This is a genomic window from Candidatus Symbiopectobacterium sp. NZEC135 (genome assembly GCF_025962695.1).
Window position 1 is genome coordinate 1 of the sequence record NZ_JAGFPF010001059.1, and the last position, 745, is coordinate 745.

The 745-nt window shown below is 50.9% G+C and carries 1 pseudogene; it reads left to right on the forward strand.

What is annotated here, in order from left to right:
• Positions 1-378: 378 nt before the first annotated feature.
• Positions 379-745: pseudogene (locus J5224_RS32415) on the forward strand (NAD-dependent epimerase/dehydratase family protein); the annotation flags it as partial.

Here is a 745-nt window from a genome sequence, read left to right on the forward strand (position 1 = left end):
GACAGAACGCGTAACATAAAAAATTCTCTTAAATAAAGGGCACTAATTGCATTGCCAATAAACCTAAACCATCTCACTGTCGTTGTGCAACCTTTTTTTGTTGCGCGCGCTTTCGCTCCGTTTATTTCTGGAAAATGCACAAGCGGATTTTGTAACTGTAATGATAAATAGTCACATTATCGTCGGTGGGTTATGGATTAAATAGGATAATCTGCCAGCGAAGGGCGCGGGTTAGAACGAAGCTAGGGTTTTACGTAACGTTGCATTTTTTGGGGTCGCGCGGTGGGCAGATGAAGCGAAAAAGGCGTCTTGTCGGATACGGGGCGGCGATTCGAGAGTAGAATAGAAAGTAACCTCAGACAGCCGGGAGTGATGTCGATGAAAAAGGTGTCAATCGTAGGATTAGGGTGGCTAGGCATGCCGTGTGGAAGCGGCGCGCATGAGTGGGATTGCCTGCTATGCGCTGCATTTAACGCCGGAACTGGTGTGTGATACCGACGATCTCGACAGCGTACTGAATGTCGATGCTTTAGTGATCACGCTCCCCGCCAGCCGAACGGCGCAGGGAGGGGAGAACTATCTGCTGGCCGTGCAACAATTGGTGAACAGCGCGCTGGCGCACGGCGTTCCGCGCATCTTGTTCACCAGTTCGACCTCGGTGTATGGCAAAGGCGCAGGAACGATGCGTGAGTCCTCTGCGTTGCATCCAGAGACGTCAGCAGGATATGTGTTGGTACAGTTAGAG